Origin of the sequence: Mycobacterium sp., assembly GCF_019247615.1 — a bacterium.
Classification (GTDB): Bacteria; Actinomycetota; Actinomycetes; order Mycobacteriales; family Mycobacteriaceae; genus Mycobacterium.
In genome coordinates, this window is record NZ_JAFBAT010000247.1 from 1 (window position 1) to 8,483 (window position 8,483).

Genomic DNA, 8,483 nt, shown 5'->3' on the forward strand with positions numbered 1-8,483 from the left:
ATGTTTGATTCTCGTGCGCCGTGGGGTTACATTCAGTGCATGAGCGACAGCAGCGACACCCCATCAACCGGCTCATCCGCTGGTGCCGGAGGCCGGTTGCCCCCCGCGGATCCAACGCTGACGGAACGGCAACGCACCATTCTCAACGTCATCCGGGCATCGGTCTCCAGCCGCGGTTACCCGCCGAGCATCAGGGAAATCGGGGACGCGGTCGGATTGACATCGACCTCGTCGGTGGCTCACCAGCTGCGCACCTTGGAACGCAAGGGGTACCTGCGCCGCGACCCGAACCGACCGCGCGCCGTCGACGTCCGCGGGGCCGAGGAGACGGCGGCACCCGCCGTCCTCACCGACGTCGCCGGATCGGACGCCCTGCCCGAACCCACCTATGTCCCCGTCCTCGGGCGCATCGCGGCGGGTGGGCCGATCCTCGCCGAAGAAGCTGTCGAAGACGTCTTCCCGTTGCCGCGGGAGTTGGTCGGTGAGGGCACGCTGTTTTTGCTCAAGGTGGTGGGCGACTCGATGGTCGAGGCCGCGATATGCGACGGCGACTGGGTCGTCGTGCGCCAGCAACATGTCGCCGACAACGGCGACATCGTCGCCGCCATGATCGACGGCGAAGCCACCGTCAAGACGTTCAAACGCGCGGGCGGTCAGGTGTGGTTGATGCCGCACAACCCGGCGTTCGACCCCATTCCGGGTAACGATGCAACGGTGTTGGGCAAGGTCGTCACCGTGATACGCCGGATATAGCGGCCGGAGGTTAGGGAAAGGCTCGGCCGTAACGGCCTAGTCTGCTTTGATGAAGCCGTTTGCCTGCGCGACTTCTTCGCTGGACAGCCAAATTTCGGCGAGCGTGTCGTGGTAGAGCTCGCTACCTGGGGTGTAGTAGAGCCCGAATCGCGCACTGGCCTTGATCGGGTAACCGTCGGGCATTTGATAGGGATCGTCCAGCGGCAGGTGGATGGTCGGGCGCCCCGCGAGGGCCGGGTCCGGGCCGTCGTCCTCGATGTCGACCGCGGCGTGCCGCCCGGTTCTGGGCTCTGGGGTGACTGCGACGGCATCGGACACCGCGGCGTCTTCGTCGTCGGCCGCGGGGGCGGCATATGCAACATCCGGAGCGGCATGCGGGACCGCGATATCCGGATAACCGGCATCCGGTTCGGCGCTGTCCGGGGCGCCGGTACGGGCATAACCGGCATAAGCGGCGTAACCGGCATCCGGCGCGACATCCGGCGGGGTGCGCGGGACCGCGACGTCCGGGAAGCCGGCATCGGGATAGCCCTCGTCCTCGTAGGCGGTGTCGGCGTAGTCGGCCTCCGGGTAACCGGCCTCCCGGTAGCCAGCCTCCCCGGGGGCCTCCGAGTAGCCGGCCTCGGCCAGCACGGCCTCCCAGACGACGGGGATGGAATCGGTGTCGACCGCGTCGGGGTTCTCCTCTTCATACCCGATCGGATCCGTGAAATAGTTTGGCGCGTCGTGGGATTCGGGCGAGACTTCGCCGCCGTGCTCCTCTTCTGACTCGGCATTCTGGGCCGGCCCGGCATCGTGCGGTCGCCCGTTCTCGGGCGGGTGCAGATCACGAAACGAGAGGTGCTCGGTGGCGAGATCGTCGTCGAGGTGGTCCCAGTGCTCATCGACGCCAGCGCCGTAGCCGGCATCCACGTCGTGCTCCGACCGGCCCGCAAGGGTGGCGCGGCGAGAGCGACGCCGACGCCATCCCACCGCCAACAGCGCCGCCAGTACGAGCAACACCAATACCGGAATAGCGGCCAGCAGCCACCACCACTGCCAGGCGAACTTCTTGCCATGAGCGGGCATCGCCGAGGTACTCGGCTGGTTCTGGCCCGGTATCTGCAGACCCGACAACAGGGGAGCCAGGTTCGCCGGATCGGTCGTGAACGCGTTCTTTGCCCGGTTCCAGGAAATCTTGCCGCCGGTGAACTGCTGGGAAACGACGTCGCCGTCCACGGCCTGATCGCCCACCGGGGCACCCAGTTTGCCGACGGGACCGCGGAGCTTGTCCCAGGCGGCCTTCATCGCGCCACGGACCACGAACGCCCCGTGATCCGGGGTCCAGAAGATCACCGGCTTGTCGGCCGCCGAGAACGTGGCAATCCGGCTGGAAGGCGACAGCCCGCCGTCGGACTCGTTGGCGGTGGGAAAGCCGAGGTCGCTGCCGACCGGCCCGCCCAGCGACTCGTATTTGGCCAGGATGTCGCTCTCGACAGCGTTCGCACCCGTGGCCGGGCTGTAGTAAACCTTGCCGCCGGCGAAGTTCTGGGCCATGCCGTCGCCGCCGATCGGATACGGCCCCCCCTGCTTGGCTCCCAGCGGACCGCCGGCGCCGCCGGCAGCACGCCAGGCCATGTTGATGGCCGCCGGCGGATCGATTTCCACCTGCAGGCCCTTCAACTGGTCGGCCAGGGCCGGCGGGGTGGTGGCGAACTCGTTGGTTTTCCGGTTCCAGGAAATCTGACCGCCGCTGAACTTCTGGGACGTGACATCTCCGTCGTAGGTTTCACCCGCGATCGGGGCAGCCAGGACGCCGCCGGAACTGCCGAGCTTGTCCCACGCGGTATTTATCGCGCCGCGCACCACGAAGGCGCCGTGTTCGGACGTCCAGAAGATCACGGGTTTGTCGCTGGCCGAGAAGGTCGCCACTCGGCTGTCCGGTCCCGCGAGGCCCGGAACCTCGTTGATGGTGGGGAACCCTAGATCGCTGCCGACCGGGCCGCCCAGCGACTCGTACTTGTCCAGGATCGGCCCGTAGACGAATCTGGCACCGGTATCGGGGGTGTAGAACATCTTGCCGCCGTCGAAGTCCAGGGCGAAGCCCGTGCCGGCGGGATAAACGTCGCCCTTCCTGGCGCCCAGCGGTGAACCGGCGCCGCCGGCCTTGTCCCAGGCGGCCATCATCGCGGCCTCGGCGTCGCCTATCGGGGACGCGCCCGCGGCGGGCGCCAGCAATGCGGCAGCAACCACGGTGGTCGCCACGCTGACCAGCGCGCGCCCTACCAGCCTGCGCATTCGACCTCTCTGCCCGGTCACCAAGCCTCCCAGCCGATGGATAGGCCCCTTTTACGACCCGCATTATCGCCAAGCTCGCATAACTTTGCCCCGGCAAACGAGAAATGCGAAGTCGATCCGGGAATTTTACGAAAACGGATACCGCGCCGATGTTGAAATGATGCCGGGCAGCGCCCCGGGGGTGTCCCGTTGGCGAGCCCGTCCGGACGCTCACCAGCGCCGCTCTGCACCGCCCGACGATATGTGGCCCGATATGTTGCCAGGCAGCCCACATACGAGAAACACATGCGCCGACGGTACGCGAATCGTTACGTGCTCGCCCAGCTACCCAACCAGGCGAGGGAATTTGGGCCATTCAGGGCGGCAGCACATTTCACCGTCGAGAAGACTAGACCCCGAGGCTGCGGCCGATGATCTCCTTCATGATCTCGGTCGTGCCGCCGTAAATCGTCTGCACCCGAGCGTCGAGAAAGGCTCGGGCGACGGGATATTCGCGCATGTAACCGTAGCCGCCGTGCAGCTGCAGACAGCGGTCGATCAACTGCACCTGCTTCTCGGTGGAGTACCACTTGGCCATCGCGGCCTGCTCGGCGGTCAGCTTCTCTTCGAGGTGCAGCCGGATGAATTCGTCGACCATGACGCGAACCACCGTGGCCTCCGTCGCAAGCTCAGCCAGCACGAAGCGGCTGTTTTGGAAACTGCCGATCGGCTTCCCAAAGGCCTTGCGCTCCTTGGTGTATTGCAGGGTTTCGTTCAGCACCGTCTCCATTGCGGCTGCCGCCATAATCGCGATCGAGATCCGCTCCTGCGGCAGGTTCTGCATGAGGTAGACGAACCCCATGCCCTCCTCACCGAGCAGGTTTTCGGCCGGCACATGCACGTCGGTGAACGACAATTCGGCGGTGTCCTGCGCCTCCAGTCCGATCTTGTCCAGATGGCGGCCGCGTTCGAAGCCCTTCATACCCCGTTCGACGACGAGCAGGGAGAAGCCCTGCGGACCCTTGTCGGGATCGGTTTGCGTGACCACGATCACCAGGTCCGAATTGATCCCGTTGGTGATGAAGGTTTTTGACCCGTTGAGCACGTAATGATCCCCTTGCTTGACCGCGCGGGTCTTGATGCCCTGCAGGTCGCTGCCGGTGCCCGGCTCGGTCATCGCGATGGCCGTGATCAACTCGCCGCTGCAGAACTTAGGCAGCCAGCGCTGCTTCTGCTCCTCGGTGGCCAACCGCAGCAGATACGGAGCGACCACGTCGTTCTGCAGGCCGAACCCGATCCCGCTGTAGCGCCCGGCGGTGGTCTCCTCGGTGACGATCGTGTTGTACCGGAAATCGGGGTTGCCGCCGCCGCCGTACTCCTCGGGGACCGCCATCCCGAGGAAGCCCTGCTTGCCGGCCTGCAGCCAGACTTCGCGGTCGACGATCTTGGCCTTCTCCCATTCGTCGTGGAAGGGCGCCACGTGCCGGTCGAGAAAGGCGCGGTACGACTCACGGAACAACTCGTGCTCGGGCTCGAAAAGAGTGCGCTGGTACTTGACGGCACCGCTCATGGGAAACCTCGCTGATCCGGGCGCGAATGGGACCTTCCGCCAACATATACCAACCAGCCGGTTGGTCGGCGGCTGGCGCGCGGATTGTGGTCGCGGCGCAGCACGCGGAAACTAGCGGGCGGAAAACTCGCGCAGGCTAGCGGCCAGCGCCCCCGGAACCAGGGCCCTGATCCGGGTGCCGTCGGCGCTGTGCTCCTGCTGCTGGACGCGGCCGCCGGCATGCAGGCGAGCCACCAGGTCACCCCGGTCGTACGGGATCACCACGTCCACGGCGGTGTCGTCGGGGACAGCCAGCTCGGCCATCCGCCGCCGCAGGGCCTCGACGCCCTCGCCAGTGCGTGCGGAGACGAATTCCGCCCCCGGCAGCGCATGGCGAAGCTTGGCTAGCATCAGATCGCTTGCGGCGTCCACCTTGTTGACCACCAGGAGTTCCGGCGGCGGATCGCCGTTATGGTCGGCAATCACTTCGGAGATCACCTGGCGGACGGCATTGATCTGGTTCAGCGGGTTGACGTCGGCGCCATCGACGACATGCACCAGCAGGTCGGCGTCGACGACTTCCTCGAGCGTGGAGCGGAACGCCTCGACCAGCTGGGTTGGCAGGTGGCGCACGAAGCCGACGGTGTCGGTGAGCACGAACGGCCGGCCCTCATCGAACTCCGCACGTCGCGTGGTGGGTTCCAGGGTGGCGAACAAGGCGTCCTGTACCAGCACGCCGGCTCCGGTCAGCGCGTTGAGCAGGCTGGACTTGCCGGCGTTCGTGTAGCCGACGATCGCGATCGACGGCATGTCGCTGTTCAGCCGGCGGCTGCGCCGGGTGTCGCGGGCCTGCTTCATGTGCTTGATCTCCCGGCGCAGCTTCGCCATCCGTTCGCGGATGCGACGCCGGTCGGTCTCGATCTTGGTCTCACCGGGCCCGCGCAGGCCCACTCCCCCGCCGCTGCCGCCGGCGCGGCCACCGGCCTGCCGCGACATCGATTCACCCCAGCCGCGCAGCCGCGGCAGCATGTACTCCATCTGGGCCAGCGACACCTGCGCCTTGCCCTCCCTGCTGGTGGCGTGCTGGGCGAAGATGTCCAGGATCAGCGCCGTGCGGTCGATGACTTTGACCTTCACGGCCTTCTCCAAGGCGGTCAGCTGCGCCGGCGAGAGCTCGCCGTCGCAGATGACGGTGTCGGCGCCGGTCGCCAGCACCACTTCACGCAGCTCCTGCGCCTTCCCCGAGCCGATATAGGTTGACGGGTCGGGCCGGTCGCGGCGCTGGATGAGGCCTTCGAGCACCTGTGAGCCCGCGGTCTCGGCCAGGGCCGCCAGCTCGGCCATGCTGGCCCGGTTGTCGGCCGCGCTGCCCTCGGTCCACACGCCCACCAGCACCACGCGCTCCAGCCGCAGCTGGCGGTACTCGACTTCGGAAACGTCGGCCAGTTCCGTGGACAGCCCCGCGACCCGGCGCAGCGCCGAGCGGTCTTCGAGGGCGAGCTCCCCGGTGCTCGGCGGCGCAAGGGACGATTCGTAATGGGGAATTTCGGGATATGTCATAGGCAATAAGCAATGATGCGCGGCGAGCCGGTGTCGCGCATCCGATTTAACGCTCCTGTCCGTGCCACCATTCCTCGCTGATCTCACCCCGGGCCACCAGCTCCGACGGCCCTCGCAGGTAGCTGGTCGCGTCGGTGATGGTGACGACGACGTCGCCGCCGGTCACCTGCACGGTGAGGGTTCCGGTGTCGGCACCGGCATAGGTCAGCGCGGCGACCGCCGCCGCGACGGTCCCGGTTCCGCACGAGCGGGTCTCACCCACTCCGCGTTCGTGGACGCGCATCCGGACCCATCCCCCGTCCGGTCCCCATGCCGGCGATGTGAGCACCTCCACGTTGACGCCGTCGGGAAACTGGGCGGTGTCGAACCGGACCGGCGCGGCCACGTCTAGGGCGGCGAGGCCCTCGATCCCCAGCTGCGGGTCTACGCATGCCAGATGCGGGTTGCCCACATCGACCCCGAAGCCGGCAAACCGCCGGCCGCCGACCACTGCCTCAAAAGCCGCTCCGCCACTGCCGAGCCGGTTCGCCTTACCCATGTCGACGGTGACGTCGGCGTTGGTCTCGCCGGTGCGATGCAGCGTCACCGGCCGCGGGCCGGCCAGTGATCCCACCACGAACTCGTCCCGCGACTCCAGACCCGCGGCCCGCAAGTAGTGCGCAAACACCCGCACCCCGTTGCCACACATCTGCGCGGTGGACCCGTCGGCGTTGCGGTAGTCCATGTACCAGTCGTGCGCGCCGACGCCGTCGGGCAGGCGCTCGAGCACGCCGGCCGTGACGGCCGCGCCCGCCCGGGTGATCCGCAGCACCCCGTCGGCGCCCAGCCCACGGCGCCGGTCGCACAGCGCGGCCACCCGGCCGGGCGTGAGCGCCAGTCGGGCTTCGAGGTCGGGCAGCAGCACAAAGTCGTTCTCGGTGCCGTGGCCCTTGGCGAAGATCACGTGCGCCACTCCTCCATGCCGGTCCCACGCCGGCTCCAAAACTTCCGAGCCCCAGTTCAGGGTACTTGCCGCCACGCTCGCAACGCGCCGTCGACGAGGCCGTCGCGGTCGGCGGAGTCGAGCCAACGAATCCGGTGATCACGACGGAACCACGACCGCTGTCGCCGCACGTAGCGTCGCGTGCCGAGGTATGTCTGCTCCCGCGCTGCGCGCAACGCGTCGGGTCCGCCCCCGGCGTCGAGGGCCGCCAACACCTGCGCGTAGCCCAGGGCCCGCGAGGCGGTGACGCCGTCCCGCAAGCCGTCGCCCAGCAGCGCGCGCACCTCGTCGACCAGGCCCTGGTCAAACATCGCGTCCGTACGCGCGGCCAATCTCTCATCGAGAATCGTGGTCTCGCAGTCCAATCCGACGATCGCGGTGTCCCAGCGGGGCGCACCGATGTGCGGCGCCGACGCGGCGTACGGCCGCCCGGTGAGCTCGACGACTTCCAGGGCGCGCACGGTGCGGCGGCCATCGGTGGGCAGGATCGCCGCGGCCGCCGCCGGGTCGCGGCGGGCCAGCTCGGCGTGCAACCGGCCCACCCCGACTTCTGCGAGCCGCTGCTCCCAGCGCGCCCGCACGGTAGGGTCGGTCACCGGAAACGACCAGTCGTCGAGCAGCGACTGGATGTAGAGCATCGAGCCACCGACTATCACCGGCACCGCGCCGCGGGCCGCAATCGCCTCGATATCCGCGGCCGCGGCCCGCTGATAGCGGGCGACGGTGGCGGTCTCGGTCACCTTGAGGACGTCGAGTTGATGGTGCGGGATGCCGCGGCGCGCTTCGGGGGGCAGTTTGGCGGTGCCGATGTCCATACCGCGATACAGCTGCATCGCGTCGGCGTTCACGACCTCGGCACTGAGCGTGCCGCCGAGCCGCTCGGCGACATCGAGGGCGAGTTGCGACTTGCCGGTGCCCGTAGGCCCGACGATCGCCAGTGGACGTCCGGTTCGTTTCACAGCTGCCAGGCGCCGACGAAATATCCCACGCCGTAGGGCCTTCCCCGGTAGAACTCTTTGGCGGATCGCGGCCCCGGCTCGGCCAGACCGGCCAACACCTGAAACGCGACACGCCCCGGGATCCGCGGTGGTAGCCGGGTCAGGGCGGCGATGTCGCCGTTCGCTAGCGCTTCGTCGAGGACCAGTTGCGCCTCCCCGTCGTCCGGGTGGTAGCCGCCGGGCGCGGCCGGTGTCAGCGTGTTGGCGCCGTCGGCCACGATCAATACGCCAGTCTGTTCGGTCTGTCGGTCGATCTCGGCGCGCAGCCGGCGGCCCAGGGCCAGCGCGGTGCTGACGTCATGATCACCGGAGTAGACGCGGACTTCGACGCAGGCCTCGGGTTGGGCCATGCCGCGGACCCAGGCGGCGAAGAGCACGCACAGCG

6 protein-coding genes and 1 pseudogene are annotated in these 8,483 nt (G+C 68.0%); 1 reads left to right on the forward strand and 6 read right to left on the reverse strand.

Going from position 1 to position 8,483, the window contains the following annotated elements:
- Positions 1-39: 39 nt before the first annotated feature.
- Positions 40-753 (forward strand): transcriptional repressor LexA, encoded by a 714-nt coding sequence (lexA, locus tag JO059_RS16960; RefSeq protein WP_293320734.1) that lies wholly within the window; start codon positions 40-42, stop codon positions 751-753.
- Positions 754-789: 36 nt separating this feature from the next.
- Here lexA and JO059_RS16965 read toward each other — a convergent pair whose 3' ends face one another.
- The 6 genes and pseudogenes from JO059_RS16965 to JO059_RS16990 form a co-directional block, all read right to left on the reverse strand.
- Entirely contained in the window at positions 790-3,030 is a 2,241-nt protein-coding gene (locus JO059_RS16965) for a hypothetical protein (RefSeq protein WP_293320736.1), read from the reverse strand.
- Between the two features lie 388 nt (positions 3,031-3,418).
- Positions 3,419-4,579, reverse strand: coding sequence for an acyl-CoA dehydrogenase family protein (locus JO059_RS16970; RefSeq protein WP_293320738.1), 1,161 nt, complete (start codon positions 4,577-4,579; stop codon positions 3,419-3,421).
- Positions 4,580-4,690: 111 nt separating this feature from the next.
- Complete coding sequence (gene hflX, locus JO059_RS16975; protein WP_293320740.1) at positions 4,691-6,118, reverse strand: GTPase HflX; 1,428 nt, start codon at positions 6,116-6,118, stop codon at positions 4,691-4,693.
- A gap of 46 nt (positions 6,119-6,164) precedes the next feature.
- Complete coding sequence (gene dapF, locus JO059_RS16980; RefSeq protein WP_293320744.1) at positions 6,165-7,061, reverse strand: diaminopimelate epimerase; 897 nt, start codon at positions 7,059-7,061, stop codon at positions 6,165-6,167.
- A 56-nt stretch (positions 7,062-7,117) separates the two neighbouring features.
- Positions 7,118-8,059 (reverse strand): tRNA (adenosine(37)-N6)-dimethylallyltransferase MiaA, encoded by a 942-nt coding sequence (miaA, locus tag JO059_RS16985; protein WP_293320742.1) that lies wholly within the window; start codon positions 8,057-8,059, stop codon positions 7,118-7,120.
- Positions 8,056-8,483: pseudogene (locus JO059_RS16990) on the reverse strand (hypothetical protein); the annotation flags it as partial. The gene miaA and the pseudogene JO059_RS16990, both read right to left, overlap by 4 nt.

Bases quoted from the DNA above. Each gene is read 5' to 3' on its own strand.
- lexA (WP_293320734.1), top strand. From the start codon at position 40: ATGAGCGACAGCAGCGACACCCCATCAACCGGCTCATCCGCTGGTGCC.
- JO059_RS16965 (WP_293320736.1), bottom strand. From the start codon at position 3,030: ATGCGCAGGCTGGTAGGGCGCGCGCTGGTCAGCGTGGCGACCACCGTG.
- JO059_RS16970 (WP_293320738.1), bottom strand. From the start codon at position 4,579: ATGAGCGGTGCCGTCAAGTACCAGCGCACTCTTTTCGAGCCCGAGCAC.
- hflX (WP_293320740.1), bottom strand. From the start codon at position 6,118: ATGACATATCCCGAAATTCCCCATTACGAATCGTCCCTTGCGCCGCCG.